Annotated in this window: 13 protein-coding genes; 6 read left to right on the forward strand and 7 right to left on the reverse strand. The window is 64.5% G+C overall.

Annotated elements, in window-relative coordinates:
* Nucleotides 1–4: 4 nt before the first annotated feature.
* Nucleotides 5–1,267: a hypothetical protein gene (locus BSP239C_RS13490; protein ID WP_101573725.1), complete on the reverse strand. Its 1,263-nt coding sequence runs from the start codon at nt 1,265–1,267 to the stop codon at nt 5–7.
* A 6-nt stretch (nt 1,268–1,273) separates the two neighbouring features.
* Nucleotides 1,274–2,032: a thioredoxin domain-containing protein gene (locus tag BSP239C_RS13495; protein WP_101573727.1), complete on the reverse strand. Its 759-nt coding sequence runs from the start codon at nt 2,030–2,032 to the stop codon at nt 1,274–1,276.
* Nucleotides 2,033–2,201: 169 nt separating this feature from the next.
* Here BSP239C_RS13495 and BSP239C_RS13500 point away from each other — a divergent pair, with 169 nt between their 5' ends.
* The 6 genes from BSP239C_RS13500 to BSP239C_RS13525 all read left to right on the forward strand — a co-directional run bounded on the left by BSP239C_RS13500 (nt 2,202) and on the right by BSP239C_RS13525 (nt 8,488).
* Nucleotides 2,202–2,699, forward strand: coding sequence for a hypothetical protein (locus BSP239C_RS13500; protein WP_101573729.1), 498 nt, complete (start codon nt 2,202–2,204; stop codon nt 2,697–2,699).
* Nucleotides 2,696–3,085, forward strand: a complete 390-nt coding sequence (locus tag BSP239C_RS13505; RefSeq protein ID WP_101573731.1) for a BlaI/MecI/CopY family transcriptional regulator — start codon at nt 2,696–2,698, stop codon at nt 3,083–3,085. The genes BSP239C_RS13500 and BSP239C_RS13505 overlap by 4 nt, the downstream gene beginning before the upstream one ends.
* Complete coding sequence (locus BSP239C_RS13510) at nt 3,082–4,068, forward strand: M56 family metallopeptidase (protein ID WP_101573733.1); 987 nt, start codon at nt 3,082–3,084, stop codon at nt 4,066–4,068. Before BSP239C_RS13505 ends, BSP239C_RS13510 begins: the two co-directional genes overlap by 4 nt.
* Nucleotides 4,069–4,161: 93 nt before the next feature.
* Nucleotides 4,162–5,433 (forward strand): MFS transporter, encoded by a 1,272-nt coding sequence (locus BSP239C_RS13515; RefSeq protein ID WP_101573735.1) that lies wholly within the window; start codon nt 4,162–4,164, stop codon nt 5,431–5,433.
* Nucleotides 5,434–5,580: 147 nt separating this feature from the next.
* Nucleotides 5,581–7,425 (forward strand): MFS transporter, encoded by a 1,845-nt coding sequence (locus BSP239C_RS13520; RefSeq protein ID WP_101573737.1) that lies wholly within the window; start codon nt 5,581–5,583, stop codon nt 7,423–7,425.
* 184 nt (nt 7,426–7,609) lie between these two features.
* Entirely contained in the window at nt 7,610–8,488 is an 879-nt protein-coding gene (locus tag BSP239C_RS13525) for an NmrA/HSCARG family protein (RefSeq protein ID WP_101573739.1), read from the forward strand.
* 15 nt (nt 8,489–8,503) lie between these two features.
* On the opposite strand, the gene BSP239C_RS13530 is transcribed toward BSP239C_RS13525, so the two are convergent.
* From BSP239C_RS13530 to BSP239C_RS13550, 5 genes are read right to left on the reverse strand one after another with little or no spacing between them, the layout of a single operon-like run.
* Nucleotides 8,504–9,259 (reverse strand): 4'-phosphopantetheinyl transferase superfamily protein, encoded by a 756-nt coding sequence (locus BSP239C_RS13530; protein WP_101573741.1) that lies wholly within the window; start codon nt 9,257–9,259, stop codon nt 8,504–8,506.
* On the reverse strand, nt 9,256–10,056 hold the full coding sequence (locus BSP239C_RS13535) for an ABC transporter permease (protein ID WP_101573743.1): 801 nt from the start codon (nt 10,054–10,056) through the stop codon (nt 9,256–9,258). Before BSP239C_RS13535 ends, BSP239C_RS13530 begins: the two co-directional genes overlap by 4 nt.
* On the reverse strand, nt 10,053–11,036 hold the full coding sequence (locus tag BSP239C_RS13540; RefSeq protein WP_219618904.1) for an ATP-binding cassette domain-containing protein: 984 nt from the start codon (nt 11,034–11,036) through the stop codon (nt 10,053–10,055). The genes BSP239C_RS13535 and BSP239C_RS13540 overlap by 4 nt, the downstream gene beginning before the upstream one ends.
* A complete protein-coding gene (locus BSP239C_RS13545) occupies nt 11,036–11,242 on the reverse strand; it encodes an MbtH family protein (RefSeq protein ID WP_101573747.1) in 207 nt (68 codons plus the stop codon). The genes BSP239C_RS13540 and BSP239C_RS13545 overlap by 1 nt, the downstream gene beginning before the upstream one ends.
* A gap of 13 nt (nt 11,243–11,255) precedes the next feature.
* A complete protein-coding gene (locus BSP239C_RS13550) occupies nt 11,256–21,875 on the reverse strand; it encodes a non-ribosomal peptide synthetase (RefSeq protein ID WP_101573749.1) in 10,620 nt (3,539 codons plus the stop codon).
* Nucleotides 21,876–21,934 lie beyond the last annotated feature (59 nt).

A 21,934-nucleotide genomic window follows, 5' to 3' on the forward strand; every position in this document is an offset into this window, starting at 1 on the left:
AAGTTCAGCTCCGACTCGTGATGAGCAGCGGTGTCTGCGGATCACCGACGAGCGCGGCCCCGGACTCGGCAATGTGGTGGGGTGCCCCGAGGCTCTTGATCGTCCTGAGTAGGGGAACGTCGCTGTCGGCCTGGCTTCCGTCCCGAGCCGATCTGGCCGTGGCGCCATCGCCCGCTGAGTCGAAGACGATGAGGCCAGCACCCACGCCGGCGACCTCGGTGTTCTCGGGCAGGGGCGACTTCCACCGTTCGGTCCCGTCACTGTTGAATCCCTGCAGATCAGAGCCTGCTGTGACCAGGGTGTTGCTCGCTGAGTCGAACCAGGCCCCGGAGATATCGGAATCGACGCTTGCTCCCGAGTCCAAATCGACGAGGGTTCGTTCCTCGCTGCCGGCGTCACCCAGCAGTGCATGAGACGTACCGATCGGCTCCCAGGGAATCTCTCGAGCCTCGGCGGCGGACATGCCGAAGTCCGCGGCCGCCCGAGTCCAGAGCCTGTCCCCGTCGAGGTTCTCCCCGACGAGGACGCTGCCCTGAGAGCGCACCAGGTGCTCACCGAACATAGCGATGACCCGCGGCCTGGAGTCGTCACTCTCACCCGGACTCTCAGTCCCGCCCTCACCCGGAACTTCGTCCTCGTCCTCAGCCGCGGCCACAGCGCCGGTGGCCGGGTTGAGCGCGGTACGGGGTCCGCCGGTTCCGATGAAGTCCTTCGGTGCGCTCGCGAAGACGAGGCCATTGCCCAGCATTGCGCCGGGCGTTTCCACCGGCCCCCACCGTTTCTGACCGGTCTGTAGGTCATAGCCGCTCGCGGTCGATGTGAGTGAGTCTTCTGTCGTCGGGCCTTGGCCCATGAGGACTGCGATAGGGCCGTCGGCGGTGGTGGTGACGAGGTAGGCGGAGCAGGCGCGGGAACGCTGCGCCGTCCATAGGATCTCGCCGCTGGAGTCAACGGCGCGGTATTCCAGGCTGTCATCGTTTTCATGCATGGAGAGGAACGTGCCTCCTGCTTCCTGGGCCGGGGCGTCCCAGCCGGGGTCGACGGTGGCCGCCGCTGCAGACTCGTTCCCAGCACCCTGCGCAGCGGAGCCGGCCCCGGTATCGGCGCCGGCTCCGGATCCCGAAGGTTCGAAGCTCGGAGCCTGTGAGCCGGCTGCCTTCGGCTCGGAGGACTGGGACTCCTGGCCGAGTGCAGAGCAGGCGCTGAGGGGGAGGAGAGCAGCGAGGGCGAGTGGCAGAATCGCCGAGGCGATGGGCCGTGGTCGCACGCTTCCTTACCCTTCCGCCTCGGCGAGGGCATCATCGACAGCGCTCACGAACTCCTTGGTCGGCTGAGCCCCCACGAGGGGTTTGCCGCCGATGATGAACGACGGGGTGCTGGCCACTCCCAGGGAAGAGCCCTCCTGAGCGACGGCATCGAACTCGTCGTGTGCCTCCACCGAGTTCATGTCTCCCTTGAACTTGGTCGGGTCCAGACCCAGATCCTTGGCCGTGGACACCAGCGAGTCATCATCGAGCTCGGATTTCGCGGGATGTTTGCCGCCTTTGAACATGGCGTTGTGGAACTCCCAGTATTTGTCCTGGAGGCCGGCGGCATAGGCTGCGCGGGCGGCTCTCTCAGACTCCTCACCGAAGACCGCGAGGTCGCGCATCTCGATGCGCAGATCACCCTTTTCGACGTATTCCATCATGGTCGGCAACGTCTCCTCGTTCCAGGTGGCGCAGTAGGGGCACTGGTAGTCGGAGAACATGACGAGGGTCACCGGCGCATCGACGTCGCCGGCTGCACTGTCATCGCCTTCGACTCTGTGCTCGACGAAGGACAGGTCGATATCGTCACCCGAACCGGACTCGCCGCTGGAATCGGAGTCTCCGCTGGATCCCGATTCGCTCTGCGAATCTGAACCTTGGGCATTGGCGCCGTCTTCGGAAGGGCCCTGATTGACGATGACCACGCCGATGAGGACCGCGGCGAGGACGATTACGGCCAAGGGGACGAGCCACACCATGGGGCCGCGAGCGGATCGGATCATGGGATCCTCCTGAGGAAGTCGAAGCGGAAGAGTCGGAAGGTCGGGAGAGTCGGGGCGGCGAGCATTCGAGTCGCCGCGACATGGCAGACATGGAACTTTACTACCGTACATAGTAAACTAGCTTCCATAGTAATCAGATTGTCCGGCACTGCGCAACGAAGGGACCTTCGTGCTGTTCTCGTATCTCTCCGACGCGGCCCAGGCGCTTCGAATGTGGGGCGCTCGCCGCATCCTCGTGGCTATTGCGGTGGCCGTCGTCTCTGCGCTCGTCATCGGTGTGTCCACCGTGCTCATCCCCAATTCGTTCTTCGCCAGAGATATTCCGGCCGTGTGGTGGGACTATCCGATGTGGATTCTCACCTCGGCCCTCATCGGTCTGCTCACCGCCACCTACGTCCGCGAGCCCGGGACTTCCGCTCCGGACTCCGGTGGGGGCACCTTCGGCACCGTGGGCGGCATGCTCGGGTGGTTCGCCGTCGGCTGCCCTGTGTGCAACAAGATTGCGCTCCTGGTGCTCGGTTACACTGGGGCTCTCACATACTTTGCTCCGCTGCAGCCTGTGCTGGCGGTGCTGTCGGTCATCCTGCTGCTCGTCGCGGTGGTCGTCCGCCTCAAGGGGCAGTTCTCCTGCCCAGTACCCATTCGTGAAAGGAGCGCTCAGGCATGACATCAGTGTCGGATTCGACCGAAAATTCATCGCCGATCCGCCTCGGTGCGCTCGAACAGCAGGTCATGGACCTGCTGTGGGATGAGGGCCCATTGACAGTCCGGCAGATCATCGAGGACTTGGACAATGTTCCCGCCTACACGACGATCGCGACCGTGCTGACGAACCTGGAACGCAAGAGCCTCGTGCGGCGTGAGCGACAAGGCCGATCGGTGCAGCACCTTCCGATCATCAGCCGCGAAGAGCATGCGGCGACGCTCATGCAGAAGGCGCTGGTCAACGGGGGAGACCGGGCGGCCTCGATCCTGCACTTCGTCCAAGGCATCGGTGCCGAGGATGTCGAGCTTCTCCGCGGCTACCTCAACTCCAAGGATGAACGCGGATGAGTCTGCTGCTCAGCGGGGTCGGCGCGCTCACTCTGTTCGCCCTCATCTCCTGGATCGGGCCCTTTCTGGTGAGAGCTGCAGCGCCGGTTCTCATGCGGGTCCCGCGACTGGCAGTGTTCGGGCTCCTGTTGGTGCCCCTCATGTGGTGGGCGGTCGTGGCCGCGATGAGCCTCATGGCGGCCTCGCTGTTCAAGGGTCCGGATGTTCTGCCCGTTCCCCTCGCCGATGTGTGCCAGCGGTGCCTCATCGCGGCCAGCCCGTTCCCCGGGCTCGCGCAGGTCGACACTTTGGTCCCGGTGGTCCTCTTCCTCATCTTCCCGCTTGTGCTCTCACTCGTCTCCGTAGTATGGGCGCTGCATCGGCGGACTCGTCGCAGGCAGGCGAACTCGGCTGCCGCCCAGCGTCTGCACCAGGACTCGGCGGTCGCCGATATCAACGGTCATTCACTCAACATCCTCGACGTCCGGACCCCCTTCGCGTTCTCCCTGCCGCAGAAATACGGCGGCGTAATCGTCTCCGAAGCCCTGTGCGCGAGCTTGGAGAAGAACGAGCTCACCGCCGTGCTCGAGCACGAAAAGGCCCACGTCGAGGGTGGGCATCATCGGATCATGGCAATCGTCGACACCTTCGTGCGACCGCTGTCGTTCATTCCCCTGTTCGCCGAGGTGGCCGCCTCCATCCCGCTCTACCTCGAGATCGCTGCCGATGACCGGGCACAGCAGGTCGCCGGCACACCGGCTCTGGCCAGTGCGCTGCTCAAGATCGGGCAGCCCACGAACCTCAGCGACCACCTCGGCGGCCTCCATGCTCTCAATATCGCTGGACCCGACCGCATTCGGCAGTTGGTCTCACCGGCCAAAATGACATCCGGGGTACTGCCGGTGGTGGCTCTGGTGAGTGTGCTCGCCGCCTTCGTCACCGTCTTCTCCTCAGTGTTCTACTCCTACGCCACGGTGCTGGTCGCCGGCTGCGTCATGCCCTGACCGACCTCGGTGAAGTGGCCACCACTCGGACTCAAGCCACCCCAATCACGCGGGCGCCTACCATGCTGGATGAGGGTACGAGGGGAGTGATGAGTGGATAGACACGAGCAGCGAGTGCCGAGTCGGGGCCTGCTGACGGTGCTCTTGGGCGCCGTCGGTGCCGGGCCGTTGATGCTCTACGGGCTCAGCGCCGTCAGCGACTCGATCATCGTCGACCTCGGGATCTCGGAAGCCCAATTCGGTCTGCTGGCCACAGCCTGCTTCGCGTGCGCGGCCATCGGCAACGCGACCTTGGGCCGAGTTGCGGACAAGTACTCGGACAACTCTCTGATGACCGTGGTCTTCGTGCTCGCGGCAGCCGCGCTGATGCTGGTCGCGGTCCCGGCAGGCTTTTGGATGCTGTTGATCGCAGCAGGCATCTCGGGCGTTGCCCAGTCTTTCCCCAACGGGGTCACCAATCGGATCCTTCTTGAACGTGTCCCGACGTCCAAACGCATCGGCTGGGTGGGAATCAAACAGTCCGGAGTCCAGGTCAGCCAGCTGACGGCGAGTCTGGCATTTCCGCTGTTGGCCGCGGTTGCAGGATGGCGGGGTGCGGCACTGCTCATCGCACTCGTACCTCTCCTCCTGATGGTGCTGTCGTGGCGATCGCTGCGCAAGACACCGCTGCTCACGGATGCACCTTCGCGGTCCGCTGACACCACCACTTCCACCGCCGAATCCGAGACTGCAGAACTCAAGACTGCCCCCGCCGAGGTGGTCGAGGCAGTTCCCGTCACCTCCTCGCGATATCCCGGCATGGTGTGGGCCCTGGCTGCCTTCGGCCTGCTCAACGGGGTCGGCGTCCAAGCAACCAATGTCTACATGCCGCTGTTCTCAGTGCGCGAACTGGGATTCTCACTCGTCCTCGGCGGTATCACCGCGGCAGTGGCCGGGGCGATCGGCGTGGCCGCCCGCGTGGGTTGGGCCAGGCAGATGGCCCGTGGTGCATCGGGGCCCCGCCTGCTCCTGCTTCTTGCCTTCATCGCCGTCGGTGGCGCAGTGATGTTCTACGGTGCAGGGGTATCCGGCTGGGCGTGGATGCTGTGGGTTGCGGCGGCACTGCACGGCACCTCGGCGCTCGGAGTCTCTGTGGTTCTCATGAGTGCTCTCATGCGCTCGATCCCAGCGACGTCGATGGCTTCGGCCAGTGGGATGGTCACGGCCGGCATGTTCACCGGCTTCGCCCTCGGCCCGGTGGCCATGGGGTTGTTGGTGAGCTCGCCCGCTGGGTTCTCGCTGGGCTGGGCGGTCGTCGGAGTGATCTACCTGCTCTGTGCAGTGCTCGCTGTGGTGCTCATCCGTGCGGCTCGGCGAAGCGAATAAACTTCAGCACGTCTTCCGATCAACAGCGAAGAGTACTCCTCGTGCGATCGTAAAACCAGCCCTTGTCGGCGCCGGGGAGTCTGCTTAGACTCCCCGGTAGATAGCGCGAAAAGTTGGCCGGTGCGAACTGATGCAGCGAGGTGTCTGATGAGCAAGGATGTTGAACTCGGAACCATCACAACCGATGTGCCGGCCCGCATGGACCGACTCCCATGGGCCAGGTTCCATTGGATGGTTGTCGTCGGTCTGGGCAGCGTGTGGATCCTCGATGGACTCGAAGTCACCATGGTCGGCAATGTCGCCGCCCGAATGACAGAGGACGACAGCGGCATCTCGATGACCGCCGGGCAGATCGGCACCGCGGGTGCGATCTACGTGCTGGGAGCGTGCGTCGGCGCCATTGTCTTCGGCCAGCTCACCGACAGGTTCGGCCGCCGCAGACTCTTCCTCATCACCCTCGTCCTCTACCTGGTGGCAACCGTCGCCACCGCGTTCTCCTTCTCACCCTGGTACTTCTTCCTCGTCCGCTTCCTCACCGGAGCCGGGATCGGCGGCGAATACGCGGCCGTGAACTCCGCCATCGATGAACTCATCCCCGCCCGAGTGCGCGGGCGCATCGACCTCATCATCAACGGCTCCTACTGGCTCGGCGCTGCCGGCGGTGCCGCAACAACCCTGTTCTTCCTCAACACCGACATCCTGCCGCAGATGATCGGCTGGCGACTCGCCTTCGCCGTCGGCGCGCTGCTGTCGATCTTCGTCTTTGTCGTCCGCAAGAATGTGCCCGAAAGTCCGCGGTGGCTCTTCATCCACGGTCAGGAGGACGAAGCCGAGAAGATCGTCGAAGGCATCGAGTCCGGCATCGAGGAGGCGACGCAGCAGAGTCTGCCCGAGCCAGACCGTACTATTACGATCCGCCAACGCAAGACGATCTCCTTCGCCGAGCTCGCGAAGGTCGCCTTCAAGCTCTATCCGAAGCGTGCTGTCCTCTGCCTTGTCCTCTTTGTCGGGCAGGCGTTTCTCTACAACGGAATCACCTTCAACCTCGGGACGATTTTCCACGGGTTCTACGGCGTGGCTGCGGGGACCGTTCCGATCTTCATCATCCTGTGGTCGCTGAGCAACTTCGCGGGCCCCGTCGTCCTCGGCAGGCTCTTCGACACGATCGGCCGCAAGCAGATGATCTCGTTCAGCTATCTGGGCTCAGCAGTCGTAGCAGTGATTCTGGCATTCGTCTTCAACGCGAACATCGGCAATGCCTGGCTCTTCCTCATCATCCTCGCCGTCTGCTTCTTCCTCGCCTCGTCCGGTGCCAGCGCGGCATATCTCACGGTCAGCGAGATCTTCCCGATGGAGACCCGGGCACTGGCGATCGCATTCTTCTACGCCATCGGCACAGCCGCCGGCGGTATCGCCGGACCGCTGCTCTTCGGCGGGATGATCGAATCCGGCAACCGGTCCCTGGTTGCCATGGCCTTCTGCATCGGCGCCGGAGTCATGGCATTGGGTGGCATCGCGGAGATCTTCCTCGGAGTCAAGGCAGAGGGGGCGAACCTCGAGGATATCGCCCGCCCGCTCACCGCCGAAGATGCCGATGGCGCCAAGGGGAAGGTCGAGGAGAAGATGGCCGCAGAGGCGGGTGCCGGCCAAGGCTCGGATGCTGACGGCACCGTGGAGCCGACGACAGGGGCAGGGCGCCAGGAGATGAGGAAACGCGACCGGCTGCGTCCGGGGCCGGGTTCGGCCGGGGCATATGCCCCGTGGCCGTCAGTCTCCTCCCGTGATGTCCCTCCCGAAGTCTCGGCCAATGAGGTGCAGGGCATCATCGACTACGTTCGCGACATGCAGCCGGTCTCGGAGACGGAGCTCCACCGCGCTATCGGTGCCCGTCACTGGGGGCCCGGACGTTTCCGCTCGGCGGTGCGCGAAGCCATCCGATTGGGGCACATCAAACGCAATCGTCGCGGCAAGTTGGAGTCGACCGACCGGTGATCCGAGGCCAAGACACAGCCCAGACGTCCCCCGTAGAATCGGGAGTATGCGCAAACGTGTACTCGTCATTGTTCTGGCCGTCATCGCGGTGCTCGGCCTAGTCGCCGGTATGCTCAGCGGGACTCCATATTGAACGCCGTCACAGACAATGACACAGACGCAGGCACAATGTGAGGAGTGAATCATGGCAGCAGAAACACAAGGACCCATCGCAGTTTTCGGTGCAACCGGAAAGCAGGGTGGCGCCGTCGTCGATGCACTGGTGGATCAGGGGGCGCACGTTCGGGCGCTGGTGCGCAGCCCCGAATCTGAACGGGCTCGATCCCTCGCCGATCGCGGGGTTGAGCTGGCGTATGCCGATGCCGATGAACCGACATCCCTGGCTGCCGCTCTGGAGGGAGCCACAGCATTCTTCTTCATGACACTCCCGCCCGGGGGTATGGGCAGCGGAGACACCGAAGGCGAGACGCAACAGGGTCTGGCCCTGGCCCAAGCTGCGGCAGCAGCAGGTGTGCCGCACATCGTCTTCAACTCCGTCGGTGGGGCCGAGCGGAATTCGGGCGTCCCGCACTTCGAATCCAAGCGTCGCGTCGAGGCGTACTTGGAAGACCTCGATATGGCGGTGACTCTGATCCGACCGGTGTTCTTCATGGACAACCTCGCCGCGATGGGGCCCCAGCTCGACAAGGGCGAACTCGTCCTCAGACTGCCCCTGCCCGACGGGATCAAACTGCAGATGATCGCTGTTCGCGATATCGGCATTGTGGCCGCGTCCGCACTGCTGGGCACTGCCGACATTCGTGGAGGCGCAATCGAGATCGCCGGTGATGAACGCACCGGTACTGAGATCGCACGCGCTTTCGGTGAGCACACGGGACTCTCCGCTCGATACGAGGAATTTCCGATCGAAGCACTCGAAGGGGACGCGGACATGCAGGCGATGTTCCGGTGGTTCGCCGAAACCCCGGCATACCAAGCCGACCTGGACGAAGTGCGCAGCATCGCGCCGAAGACCCTCGACCTTCCCGCTTGGCTCGTTGCCACCGGATACTCGGCCCGCTGATGGCGCAAACCGTCGTCAGCCGATGAGAACGTCCGACAGGCTCGTTGAGGTGACAGGCAGTCGGTCGGCACAACTCAATGCGGCTGCATGAGACGGAGGACAGGGGACGGTCGCCAGGCTCAGCCGGTTGAGCTCCGGATGCTCGGGAGCTCTGATCGAGGCCGCCCAGTGCACGGACCCGGGAACGAGTGGCGCCTCACGGTCGGTTCCAACGACCTCGAGACCGTTGGGTTCCACATTCAGCCCGTCACCGGTTGTCTTCAGCGCAGCTTCCTTGGCCACCCAGAGCTCGATGCGTCTGCGGGTGGTGTTCGCGCCGGGGGACAGGGATTCGCCCGATGTCAGCACGTATTCGTCGAAACCCGAGAAGACCTCGTTCGGAATGTGTTCGATATCGATGCCGATGGGAGATGACGAAGGCGCCGAGGTGACCGCCACCATGTCACCCGAACGGGACAGGCTGAGTTCTGCACCCATGATCTGCGGCTTTCCGTGGGGACCGCCGCAGGTGCGACATGTGCGAGTGAACGTCAGCTCTCCAGCGTCTCGTGGTTCGATGCCCAGACGCCGAGCGGCCATGAGGCGAAACAGGAGATGTCCGCTCCGATAGGCAGCCCTGTCTGCGGCTTGTCGAAGCCGATTCGAGTGGGCGGCTTCGGCGGGCGACAACAGAGAGTCCAGCCAACGATGGTCCTCACGAGCCTGGCTCAGTGTGCCGACATCGCATATCAGATACTCGATACTGGTCTCGATCCTCTGCTGCCGAGTCATCTCCTGCTGATTCTCCGGTACTGGGACACGGCAACGGTGGAGAAGAGGGCAATGACTGCCACGCAGCTGATCACCGCGTAGAGAATCGGGTTGTCTGCCGCCCAGCCCGTGCCCGAGGTGTAGCCAGCGGGAGAGACATTGCCGAAGAGTTCTCGGACGCTGGTGGCCACCGCAGTGACCGGATTCCATGAGGCGATCGCCTGCAGTGGTCCGGGCAGTGAGTCGACCGAGACGAAGGCGCCGGAGAGGAAAGTGACGGGGAAGAGCCAGATCAGACCGAGACTCTGGGCCACCTCGACGCTTCGGGCGGTCAGCGCGATGAACGCCCCGATCCACGACATGGCGAAGCCGAAGAGCAGCAGCAGAAGGATAGCCAGAAGTGCTGAACCGAAACCTTCGGTGATGCGCCAGCCGATGATGAGTCCGCAGACCATGGTCACGACGATCGAGATCGAGCCGGTGGCCAAGTCGGACGTCGTCCTCCCCAGGATGACGGCCACGCGTGACATCGGCAGTGATCGGAACCGGTCGATGAGTCCGAGCTGGAGGTCCTTGGCGAGGTAGACGGCGGTGAATGAGGAATTGAATGTCAGGGTCTGGGCCAGGATCCCGCCGATGAGGAACTCCCGATAGGGCGCCCCACCCAGGCTGCCGCCGAAGACGAACGCGAGGAGGAACACGAAGATCACCGGCTGCACGATGCCGGTGACCAGAGCTCCGGGAGTGCGACGCACAGTGAGCAGGTTGCGCCAGGCGATGACGGAACTGTCACGTGCCGCGGAGGTCAGTGTGCTCATACGTCCACCTCGGCATCCGCAGACTGTGATGGCGAGGTCTCCGGTGAGGCGGGTTTTCCCGTCAGGTCCAAGAACACGTCATCGAGTGTCGGTCGGCTCAGGGCCGCCTCGGTGACGAGGATTCCGCCGCTGTTCAGAGCATCGAGAACCTGCAGCAGTGTCTTCTGGCCGAGTGGCGCCGGCACAGTGAGACGCATTCCCGTCGAGTCGGTCTGCGCGCGGTTCGAGACTCCGATGATCCGTTCGAGAATCCGCAGGGTCTCGTCGAGCGAGTCCCTGCGGGCAAGGGTGAGTGTGATGCGTTCGGCGCCGAGGCTGACCTTGAGTTCATCAGAGGTCCCTTCAGCGATGACCTTGCCGGAGTCGATGACGGCGATTCTATCTGCCAGCTGGTCGGCCTCTTCCAGGTATTGGGTTGTCAGCAGCACCGTCGTTCCTTCTCCGACCAAAGTGGAGATGACGTCCCAGGTGTCGAGTCGCCCGCGCGGGTCGAGTCCCGTGGTGGGTTCGTCGAGAATGACCACCGGTGGTCGAAAGACCAAGGCCGAGGCCAGGTCGAGACGGCGTCGCATACCTCCCGAATAGGCTCCCGCACGCTTATCTTTGACGTCGACGATTGCGAACTCGTGCAGCAATTCACGGGCCCTGGCTCGTGACTCCTGCCGGCTCATCCCGTAGAGACGGCCGACCATGACGAGGTTCTCGTGGCCGGTGAGCTTCTCGTCAACCGCCGCGTACTGTCCCGACAGGCCGATGCTGGCGCGAACGGCGGTGGGATCGGCCGTCACCGAGTTCCCCGCGATGACGGCCTCTCCGGAGTCGGGGCGCACCAGCGTGGACAGGATTTTGACGGTCGTGGTCTTACCGGCGCCGTTGGGGCCGAGGAGGCCGAAGATCTGTCCCTGGTCGACCTGTAGGTTGATTTTGTCGAGTGCTCTGAATGTGCCGTAGTTCTTGCTCAGCTGGTCAATGCTGATCACTAGGAGGCGATCTCGGCGAGCCGACGCGGGGTGATGTCCGTCCAGTTCTGTTCGACGAAGTCGAGGCATTCCTCTCGGTCGGCCGGCCCGCAGACGACGACCCAGCCCGCGGGCACATCGGCGAACGAGGGCCATAGTGAATGCTGCTGGAGCTCGTTGACGAGCACGCGAAAGGTTGCCGTGGTGTCGTCGAAGGGGTTGTTCATGTGTCTTCAGCTCCTACTGGTGTTTCCGGGGCGGGGTTCTTCTGTTTTTGGAGTTGATTGGTCTCGTCTGTGATTCGGCGCCCTCATCCAAGTGGATTGCCATCACGGGAAGAATTTCTGCAAGCGCTGCTGTGGTCAGCATGTCCGAGTGTCGGGCCGCGACATCGGTGACGTGGATGTCGCCGGTGACGAAGGGGCCCCATGATTCCGGTGCCGGGGTTCCGTGTGGCACCTCGTCGGTGGCGACGAAGAGGCTGAGGTCGCCGTCGAACCGTTCAAGCGGTGCTTCTCGGATCAGCTGCGCCACAGTGAGGAAGCCTCGGGTCATCGAGGAGATGGTTCCCGGCGACACATTGCCGAGAGGATCACCGTGCCGGCGCAGGAACTCCAGTGCCTGGGCGTCATCGAGGCCCTCGGTCTCTTCGGGAGTGCCCGGGTAGTGGGTCTGGAGATAGTTCGCCCACAGCGCTGCCCCTTCGCCCACATCGGCGTTGGTATCCTGCCCCGTGGGGAAGGCATCGAGAACGCCGAGGAATGCCACGTCCTCACCCTTCTCCTGCAGTCGGGTGGCCAGACGGTGAGCCAGGACGCCGCCGAAGGACCAGCCGATCAGGTGGTAGGGGCCGGCCGGCTGCACCGACTGCATCTGGATGATGTAGTCATCGGCGAGCTCGGTCAGTGTGCTCGCAGTGATCTCGTCTGGATCATCCGGGGCCAGCCCCGGCATCTGCAGTCCGATCAGCGGGCGCTGCGCATCGAGACCGTGGAGCATCGAGGCGAAGCCCCAGCTGATGCCGGTGGCCGGATGCACAGCGAACAGAGGCGACTTCGAACCCGAGGTGCGCAGTGGAAGCAGACGCTGCAGGCTGTCGTCGATGGAGTTCGCGGTGCCCTGGGCTGCTTCGACCACCAACTGTTCGACGGTCGGGGAGCGGAAGAGGGACTGAACCGACAGCTCGGCACCGAGAGCATCGTTGACAGCCGCGATGAGGGGCCGGGCGAGGAATGAATGCCCGCCGAGTTCGAAGAACGATTCGTCGACCCCGACACGTGGCAGTGCCAGGACCCGGGCGAAGACCATCGCCACGGTCTCCTCCTGAGGTGTTCGGGGTTCCAGCCGGGAGCCGACCGCCGCCGCTGATGGATCGGGGAGTGCCGCCTCGTCGACCTTGCCGTGGGTCGTCAGAGGCACCTCGTCGATGACGACGATGCGCGTCGGAACCATATAGGTGGGCAGGGTCGAACGCGCGTGACGTCGAGTCTCGTCGGCGAGGACCTCCTGAGGCTCTGCCGGCGACGAAAGCAGATCAGCGGTCTCGACCCGATCGGCGACGATGTAGCCGATGAGCTGCATGCTCGCGGGATCATCGCCGACAGGGCGAACCAGTGCGTCTTTGACGCCCGTGGTGGAGCGCAGTGCGCGCTCGACCTCCCCGAGTTCGACTCGGAATCCGCGCAGCTGGATCTGGCTGTCGCTGCGACCGAGGAAACTCAGCTGCCCGCCCCGCTCACGCACGACGAGGTCTCCGGTGCGGTACATGCGCTCGCCGGCGGAGCCGAACGGGTCGGCGACGAAACGTTCGGCGCTCAACCCCGGACGACCACGGTATCCGTGAGCCAGCTGGGGCCCTGCGAGATAGAGCTCTCCGGTCGTTCCGGCGGGCACATGGTGCAGTCGCTCATCGAGCACATACCCGCGCATATTCGGGAGCGGTGAGCCGAGCACCGGTGTCGGCGAGGAGGAGACCGGGCCGGCGAAGACGTCGACCGTGGTCTCGGTGGGGCCGTAGAGATTGTGTGCGGTGATGCCGGGCTGATCGCGCAGCCACTCCCAGAGCCCCCCGTCGATAGCCTCACCCCCGAGGGCGACAGTGACGGTGGTGCCGGCGGCTGCAGCCTCCTCGAGCAGGCGAAGGAAGTCCGGTTCGGTCGTGAGCTGGCGCAGGTAGCTGGGAGTCGTCTCCCAGAATCGGATGCTCAGGTGCAGCAGATCGTGCGCGAGCTGCTGTGGATCACGTTGGACCTGCTCGGAAGCGATGTGGATATGATGTCCCACGACCATCCACAGCAGGGGATCCCACGCGGCATCGAACCCGATTCCGGTCGTGTGGGCCACAGCGATCTGCTCGTCTTCGGACCTCGGAGTCGGCAGATACGTTCCGCGATGGGAGGCGAGCAGGTTCGCGAGGGCCCGATGGCCGACTTGGACGCCCTTCGGCCGACCGGTCGAACCGGAGGTGAAGGTGACATAGGCAGTCGGGTCGGACTGTGATGTCCGAGGCGAGTGCTCCACCTGCGCTGCGGTTGCCGGGGCAGTGGTGTTCACCGCACCGGTGGCCGGTGAGACCTCGATGACTGTCGGAGTGATCCCGGCATCGACGAGAACAGGGGCAAGAGCCTCAGCGGTCCCGGTTGCGGCCACGACGATGACCGGTTGCGCATCGGACAGGATTGCAGTGGTGCGCCCGACCGGATAGTCGATGTCGATCGGATTGAAGGCGGCCCCGGATTTGAGCACGGCCAGGGTGGCGACGATGATACCCACCCCGCGGCCCAGGCGAACCGAGATCACGGCACCAGGTCCCGCACCGCAGCCGATGAGTTCGTGTGCCAGCAGCTCGGAGGCCTCGTCGATTTCGCGGAACGACAGCGAGACTTGGGCGTCCTGGGCTGCAATGGCATCGGGCATCCGGCGCACTGTGCTTGCGAAGACGTCAAGGATCAGGGGCGCCGAGGTGGTGGGGACGGGACCGGTGAGTTCATCGATGGCCTGATCCACCTCGGCGGTGCCCAGGAGGGAGATGTCGTGGATCGGGCGATCCGGAGCGCTCACCGCCTCGTCGACGAACCGGGTGAACCGCTCGCACAGCCCGGCGATGGTCTCGGTGTCGAACATCGAGGAGTTGAAGTCGAGCACGGCGTCCAGGCCGGCGCCCGGGGTGCTCTGGTGGAAGGTGAACGAGAGATCGAACTTGGCATCTCCGGTCTCGACCTCCGGCTCGATGCTCGTGTCGACTCCCGGGAGGTCAAGGTTCGGCGTCGCCGAGTTCTCCAGGGACAACATGGTCTGGAACAGCGGATGACGTCCCAGCTCGCGAGGCGGATTGAGGGATTCGACGAGGCGCTCGAACGGCACGTCGTCGAGTTCCAATGCCTCGATCACCGCGGTCCGGGTGCGTGCCAGAAGCGTGCGCAGATCGGGCTGGGCGGAGATGTCGCTGCGAATCGGAACGGTGTTGACGAAGAGCCCGACGATGTCTTCGAGTTCGGGATCCGAACGACCGGCGCTGGGAGTGCCGATGACGACATCCTCGCTGCCGCTGAGCCTGCCGAGGAAGCCGGCGAGCATGGAGTGCAGTGCCATGAACAGGCTGGCGCCGTTGTCCGCGGCGAGCGCAGCCAAACGCTGCGTCGTGCGGTCGCCGAGGCTGAAGCGATGGTGGCGCCCGGACTGGCGAGCACTGTGTGGGCGTGGCCGATCCGAGGGCAGGGGGAGTTCGGTCGGTATTCCGGCGAGGTGGTCACACCAGAGCTGGAGTTTGCGCTCCAGCAGTGAGTTCTGTTCACCTTCCTGCCGACCGTCCTGCTCACTTGGGTTCTGCTGCTCCTCGAGAACGTGGCGCTGCCACAGGGCGAAGTCGGCGTATTGGACGTCGAGTGTGCGCTGCATGGGATGGGCGGAGCCCCGCAGTGCGGCGTAGGCGGTGGACAGGTCCTGCGTCAGCGGTCGCAGCGAGGCCCCATCGGTGGCGATGTGGTGCATGACGAGGTGGAGGACCCATTCCTCGCCTTCGTCGAAGAGGGACGCGCGCAGTGGCAGGTCCGTGCTCAGGTCGAAGCCGAGTGCCGCCTGTTCTGCCAAGGTCTCTGCGGTTGCGGCAGGCGAGTCCGTGACGAAGCGGTCCATGATGTTCTGTCCCGCTGTCGGCGGCAGAATGTGCTGGACCGGTGTCTCATCGACCGTCGGGTAGACGGTGCGCAGGATCTCGTGTCGTGCGATCACGTTCGTCAGAGCTTGGCCGAGGGCTTCGGGGTCCAGATCCCCGGCGAAGCGAACCGCCAGCGAGATGTTGTAGTCGGAGGCCCCGGTGTCGAGCTGGTTGAGGAAGCGCATGCGTGCCTGCCCGTAGGACAGTGGGATCAGGTGCGGTCGAGTGCTGAGCGAGGACCGTCTCCACTCGGTGAGGCTCATTGATGCTGCGCCATCGTCGGGACGGGCAGGAGCGGCTGCCGCCTCGGCGAGGGACAACTGAGGTGCGTGTTCGGGAGCGTCGAGACGGCGGAGCAGAGCTGCGGGAGTGGGTGCATCGAAGATGGCTCGCAGCGGCAGATCGGTGTCGAAGGCCTCACGGATGCGACCGATGAGCGACACCGCCAGCAGCGAGTGTCCGCCGAGTTCGAAGAAGTCGTCATCGAGTCCGACCTCCTCTGCTCCGAGCACTGTAGAGAACAGCCGGCACATGGTGCGTTCCTCCGGTGTCCTGGCAGCGCGGCGAGACTCCTGCTGCCCCGACATGGCGGGTGCGGGCAGCCGGCCGCGGTCGAGTTTGCCGTGGGCGGTCAGGGGGATGGTGTCGACGCCGATGAGCAGTCGTGGAACCATCGGGGTCGGGAGCCGGGCGACCAGATGGTCGTGGATGGTGCCCTCTCCGGCGTCTCCGGTGTAGTAGCCGATGAGTCGGGCAGATTGCGGGTCGTGAGGATTGTCGACGATGGCCGCCGCCTGCTCGACACCTGGGGCCCCTGCCAGTGCATTCTCCACCTCGCCGAGTTCGATCCTGTACCCGCGCAGCTTGATCTGATCGTCCTCGCGGCCGATGAAGTCGAGGCCGCCGCCCGCGGTCCGACGAACCAGGTCCCCGGTCCGGTACATGCGCTCGCCGCAGGCGTTCGGATTGGCGAGGAACCGCTGCGCGGTCTCCTTCGCCCGGTTCACATATCCCAAGGTGATTCCGTCTCCGGCAAGATAGAGGTCGCCGACGACCCCGTGAGGGACTTCGCGCAGATGGCGGTCGAGCACCATGGCCTGGACGTTTCTGATCGGGTGGCCGATCGTGCTGTGGGCTCCCTCGATTGGTGCCGTGACGGAGTCGATGGTGAATTCGGTGGGCCCGTAGAAGTTGTAGGCATTGACGGCAGCAGTGTCAGCCAGTTCGCGCCAGAGTTCGTCGGGGACCGCCTCTCCGCCGAGAGCGATCGACAGCGGAGTGGTGTCGCTGTCGGCCTCTGCGTCGAAGAGCCCCGAGGTGATGAGCTGTCGCAGAAAGGACGGGGTGGTTTCGAGCACTGTGATTCGGTGCGCGCGGCAGTACTGGACCAGTGCTTCGGCGTCTCTGCGCACTTCGTCGCCGACGATGTGCAGGTTCGCCCCGGCCACGAGCCAGAGAATCGGGTCCCAAGCGGCGTCGAAGCCCAGCCCGGCGGTGTGCGCGGCCTTCACCGGTGCATCGTCGAGTCCGGCCTCGGCGAAAATCGTGGCCCGATGGTGAGCGAAGAGGTTCATCAGTGACCGGTGGGCCACGGCAACGCCCTTGGGAGTGCCGGTGGAACCCGATGTGTACATCTCGTAGGCCCGGTCGTCAGGATCCGGACGACGGTGGTCGAGGGCCGTATCGTGTCGGCCCGTCAGGGTCTCGCCGCCTTGGGCATCAACGTGGCCGTCACAGAGGTCGGTGATGCTGATGGCGTTCTCGGGACGCAGAGAGACATCGGAGGGGTCGACGATGACGGCGTCGGCGTCGCTCTCGTCGAGGATCAGTCGGATTCGCTCCTGCGGATAGCTGAGGTCGATGGGCACGGCGATTGCGCCGATGCGCAGCACCGCCAGGGGCACTGCGATGGCATCGGCGGACCGGGGCAGCGCGATCGCGACAGTATCCCCCCGCGCGATCCCATGGCGGGCGAGTCCGCGGCCGAGACCTCTCACGAGAGAGCCGAGTTCTGAGAAGGTCAGTTCGGTGCAGTCGGAGACCAGCGCCTGACGGTCAGGGTGGCGCTTGATCGTCGATTCGAACGCGTCGATGATCGTCGACTCGACAGGGTCTCGATCGGGTCCGCGGCTCTCGTTGCGGAGGGACTCGCGCTCCCTCGGACTGAGCACGTCGAGGTCTGAGAGGAGACGGTGCGGGCCGGTGACGAACGCCTCGATGACGCGCAGGAACCGTGCAGCGATGTCCTGGGCGGTGGACTCATCGAAGAGTGCGGAGTCGAATTCCAGGGAGCCGACGATGCCGGGGGCCTCGCCGTCGCGGTGCGCAGAGTCACTGCGCGCCCCGTCTTGGGGATCGAGTTCAGCCAGATCGAGGAGGAGGTCGAACTTCGCCGCAGACACCTCCGGGCCGGGTGCGGATTCGACGTCGAGGCGACCCATGTCGATATCGACGGGGGCGGTGTTCTGCAGGGTCAGCATCACCTGGAACAGGGGGTGGAGGCTCTCCGACCGAGGTGGGCTGACCTCATCGACGACGCGTTCGAAGGGCGCATCCTGATTGGCGTAGGCAGGGAGGTTGAATGCGCGCACCCGATCGATGACGTCGACGGGGCTCGGATTGCCCGAAGTGTCTGTGCGCAGCACCAGCGTGTTGACGAAGAAGCCGATGAGTTCGTCGAGTTTCGTCTCAGTTCGGCCGGCCACGGGTGTGCCGATGGGGATGTCGCTGCCGGCACCGAGCTTGTCCAACAGGACGGCGAATGCTGCCTGCAGCACCATGAACAGGCTGGCGTTGCGGTCCGCCGAGAGTCGGCGCAGACCGGCATGGCTCGCAGGACTGATCTCGATCTCAATCGCACGGGAGACGTGACCGGTCGTGCGTGTGCTGCGGGGACGATCGACCGGAAGTCTGAGTTCCAGAGGTGCACCGGTGAGCGTGTTCTTCCAAAAGGCCAACTGATCGGCGATCGCACTGTCCGGGTCGTTCTCGGCCCCCAGTGTTTTGCGCTGCCAGAGAGCATAGTCGGCGTACTGGACCGGCAGCTGCGTGAAGACAGGGTCGTGCCCGCGGTCGCGGTCACGGTATGCCGTTGAGAGGTCCTTGGCCAAGGGGCGCAGTGACCAGCCGTCCGCGGCGATGTGGTGCAGTGTCAGAAGCAGGAGATGGTCCTCGGCGCCCTGTCTGATCAGGAGAGCTCTGATCAGACGCTGGGTCGAGACGTCGAATCCCCGTGTGGCCTCGGCATTCACGGTGTGGTCGACGAGCTCTTCGCTGATCTCGATGATGGGCATGGCAATCTGCGCCTCGGCGGTGGTGAGGATGACCTGTTCGGGTTGTCCCGCCGTCCAGGGGAAGACGGTGCGCAGGCTCTCATGCCGTGCGACGAGGTCGTTGATGGCGGCATGCAGAGCGGTGGAGTTCAGGTCTCCTCGGATGCGCAGGGTGAGCGGAATGTTGTACGCAGCGGAAGCGGTGTCGAACTGGTTGAGAAACCAGAGGCGGGACTGGGCGTATGAGAGCGGGACCGAGGAAGGCCGGTCCGCAGCGACGAGTTCACGGCCGGGGTCGGCGGAGTCAGCGTTCGGATCGAGGGTGGCGCTGAGTTCGCGGACCGTGGGGTGCTGGAACACCTCATGCAGTGCCGGAGCAACGGCGAAGCTCGTCCTCAGGGAGGCGACGAGCTGAGTTGCCAGCAACGAGTGTCCGCCGAGTTCGAAGAAGTCGTCATCGATGCCGATGGTGTCCACCCCCAACACCTGGCTGAAGGCCGCGGCGACGGCTTGCTCTGTTGCGTCCCTCGGCGCCTCGGATTCGGCCTGCGACGATTCGGGCTCTGGAAGTGCCCGTCGGTCCAGTTTGCCGTTGACCGTGAGAGGAATGCGCTCGATGCGCATGATGAACGACGGCACCATGTAGTCCGGCACACGGGTCTTCATGCTCCGGCGCACCTCGGCGATGTCGATGTCGCTGTTCGCGGTGACGTACCCGAGAAGCTGATCGTAGCCAGCCTGATTCTGTCCCAGGACGACGGCCGCGGAACGGATCCTCTCATCAGCCTGGAGAGCAAGCTCGACCTCTGAGGTCTCGACGCGGTACCCACGAAGTTTGATCTGCTCATCGCCTCGCCCCAGGAACTCGATGCCACCGGTCAGGGGTCTGCGGACGATGTCTCCGGTGCGATACATCCTGGATCCGTCGTCGGCGAAGGGGTCGGCGATGAATCGTTCGGACGTTGTTCCAGGACGATCGACGTAACCGCGTGCCAGGTTGAGTCCGGCGATGTAGAGCTCTCCCTGTGCCTGTGCGGGCACGGGACTCAGCCGAGAATCGAGGACGTAGTGTCTGGTGTTCGCCACGGAGTGGCCCAGCACCGGGACAGAGCCGGAGACGATGGGGGCGGTGAGGCTGTCGACGGTGGTCTCGGCGGGACCGTAGAGATTGTAGAAGGTCACATCGTCCAACGCGGCCAGTTCACGCCACAGTCCGCTTTCGACGGCTTCTCCACCCAGCGCCACGACGCTGGGATGCTCGTCGCCGCTGAAGGTGCCGTGTGCCAGGAGGGCCTTGGCGAACGAGGGCGTCGTCTCGATGGAGTCGATGCGGTGAGTCGAGAAGTACTCGGTCAGTGCTTCCGGATCGCGGCGGGTGAGTGAGTCGATGAGGTGGAGTTCATGACCGGCGAACAGCCACAGCAGGGGATCCCACGAAGCATCGAACGAGATCCCCGCGGTGTGGGCGACGCGCAATCCGCGCCCGAGTCTCTCGACCGCGGGGGTGAAGATGGACTCCACGTGACTGTGGAAGAGGTTGAGGAGGGACTGGTGCTCGACGCCGATGCCCTTGGGCCGACCGGTCGACCCGGAGGTGAAGATCACATAGGCGAGGTCGTCTGCAGCAGGAACGCTCCCAGTCGATGTCGGGGATGAATCGGCTGACAGACTCTCCCAGAGCTGGTCGGAATCCAGATCGATCACAGGAGCACCGGTGGTCACCGTGGTCTCTCCGCCGGGGCCGGTCACCGATGAGGAATTCAGCACGAGAACCGGACCGGCGTCAGCGACCATCGCTTCTATCCGGGCCGCAGGGTAGTCGGGGTCGAGCGGCACGAATGCCGCACCCGCCTTGAGAATCCCGAGCACGGCGACGGGCAGAGCCGTCGTCCGGCCCAGGCGCGCAGCGATGCGCGCGCCCGGACGGGCACCGAGCTCCCGGAGGTGGCAGGCCAGCTGAGTCGAACGGCGATCGAGTTCGGCGAAGCTCATCTGACCGTCTACGGCCACGACAGCGGTGGCGAGAGGAGACTTTCGGGCATGCGTGGTGAACTCCTCGACCACGGTATGGCCGGGAACATCCTGAGTTCGGCCCTGCCCGCCGGCGATCAGCTCGGCAGATTCCGTATCGTCGATCAGCGACAGTTCGGCCAAGGGCTGTGCTTGCGCAGGATTGAATTGGGAGAGCACGGAGATGAACTGCCGCAGGTGCTCGGTGAGGCTCTGGTGACTGTAGAGCGCGGCGTTCGCTTCGAAGCGGATGATGGCGGCTTGGTCATTCCCGCTGGAGGAGGGCGTGTCCGCTCCCAAGCCGTGGATGATGATCGACAGGTCATCGACCGGTCCCGTTGACAGGAGATGAAGAGACGCAGATGCTCCACCGAAGTCGATGTCGTCGACCATTGGGAAGATGTTGACCGAAGGCCCGATGTAGTCGGTGTCGGTGTCGAGTTCCTGATATTGGAAGCGTTGGTGGATGAGGGTCCGGCGGAGCGCGGAGCCCGCATTCTCGATGAGTTCGTCGACCGTGGTCTCGGGTGTGGTGCTCAGCTGCACAGGCAGAATCTTGGACATCATCGACGGGACCGATTTGGCCAGGGCGCTGCGCCGGGCCGTGACCGGAAGCCCCACAGAGATGGCCTGCCGGCCGGTCATTCGGTGCAGGTAGGCTGCTGCGGCGCTGAGCATGATCGTCGGAGCCGAGCGAGTTCGTGCCAGTTGTCGGGCCAGTTCTTGGGGTATTTCGGCATTGACCGTGACCAGCTGTTTCGCCGCTGCCGGTGGGTGCCCGGCCAGACCGGTGGCTGGCTCCGATTCCAAGAGCGTCTGCGTCCAGAAGTCGGCGTCGGTGTGGAAACGATCGGATGAACGGTATTCGGCTTCCTCCGCCACCAAGTCCTCCAGGCTGCCGAAGGGCGACTCCGAAATCCCGGTCGCCGGGCCGATCAGCTGACTGTAGAGCTGGGATTCACGCCGCAGGACGAGTATCGCGGAGTACCCGTCGACGATGAGGTGATGGGCGCGCTGGTAGAAGATCCAGTGGTCGGTGTCGAGGTGGAACAGTTCGGACCTGAGCAGTTCCCCGTCTTCGAGATCGTGGACGGTGCTGAGATCGTCGTCCATCATGGCGCGAGCAGTCGCGGCTGGATCGCCCTCGGACTCTCCGCGCAGATCGTGGACATGGAGATGACTGCGTGCGGGACCGTGCTGCTGGTAGGCACCCTGTTCGTCTTCACGGAACACGACGTTGAGCGAATCGGCCTCTGAGACGGTGGTGCCGACGGCACGGCGCATCACGTTGACATCGAGGGATCCGCGAATGTCGACGTACAGCCCGATTTGGAATGTCGGATTGTCGGGCTCGATCTTTTGGGCGTACCAGATGCCTCGTTGGGCGGAGGTGAGTTCGATTCGAGAAGAGTCGTCAGTCATCAGGTCTTTCACATCGGGTGGTGGGGGAGTGCTGCAGGGACAAGGGCGGCGGGCAGTGC

Origin of the sequence: Brevibacterium sp. 239c (assembly GCF_900169365.1) — a bacterium.
Lineage (GTDB): Bacteria > Actinomycetota > Actinomycetes > Actinomycetales > Brevibacteriaceae > Brevibacterium.